This window comes from Acetivibrio cellulolyticus CD2 (genome assembly GCF_000179595.2).
GTDB classification, from domain to species: domain Bacteria; phylum Bacillota; class Clostridia; order Acetivibrionales; family Acetivibrionaceae; genus Acetivibrio; species Acetivibrio cellulolyticus.
Genome location: NZ_JH556653.1, coordinates 1,173,137 through 1,174,132 on the forward strand (window position 1 = coordinate 1,173,137; position 996 = coordinate 1,174,132).

General features: G+C 33.5%; 1 protein-coding gene. It reads right to left on the reverse strand.

The window, feature by feature from the left end; translation table 11 throughout:
- Window positions 1-665, reverse strand: a 665-nt coding sequence (locus tag ACECE_RS26900) for an IS1634 family transposase (protein ID WP_010246127.1), incomplete at its 3' end; no start/stop codon positions are given.
- Between the last annotated feature and the right edge of the window lie 331 nt (window positions 666-996).

The window sequence follows — 996 nt, forward strand, 5'->3', positions numbered from 1 at the left end:
GGCCTGTGCTCTTTTGATACGCCATACTGTTTAAGACCCTCTTCCTGCTCAATTTCAAAGAAGTAGTTTGTACAATCATAATAGAGAATTCCTTTGTTGCGGCTACAAATACCGAGACTGTTCTTATATAACTCCGACTGTATATAGTCCGTTTCATCTGAAATAACCTCCAAAGCTCTGTAAACATGCTGGAGCTCAAAGTCTGGTTGTTCCAAAAAGTCTTTTGATAATTCACAAGTAGCAAGTTTGGAAGACGGGAAAATTATTCTTCCATATACTAACCTGGAAAGAATAGAATCCAGGTTAAAGGAAAATTTATGCCTATCAGAAACTACCTTACAAATTTTGTGCAAGCCAAGAGAGTGATAAATTTGCTGAAGGAATAGGTAACCGCCATTGAAAAAACGCTGCTCGTCCTTTGCAATTTGTTTCGCAGGAGAGTATTTGACTAACACTTCTCGTGTTTCTTCTTTTTCTTTCTGATTAAGTTCTTCAATATATTTGTTTGCCCATTCAATGGGATCTTGACCGTTTAGTTGTTTCTGTAAATCAGCAAAGGTCCCCAATTTTTCAACTATTTTTGTAGAATGGATACCATTAATCCAAGTTGATTTAATTATATAAAGAGAAGCAGAATTCTTGGAACGTGATATTTTAAGTCTCATAAAATCCCTCCAATCTCTTATATTATAGCATATGGCTCAATGGTACTCAATACATATGTTGAAAAATTGACAAAAAAAAAAGCCTATATCTTGGCTTTCAAGGATTTTTTATTTATTCAACTGTCAAAGACACGATTTTTACAGAATTATATGGAAGGTTAACTTTCTGTCGGATATGCCTCTATTTAGAAGCATTTACAGATTAGAAAATATATTAATACTACGTTGACAATAAAAGTTCAAATATATATAATTTATATTATATTGAAAATTCGGCTGTGATGAGAAGAGTAAATTGAGGATATCCCAAAAGAGAGAAGGTACCAAGGCT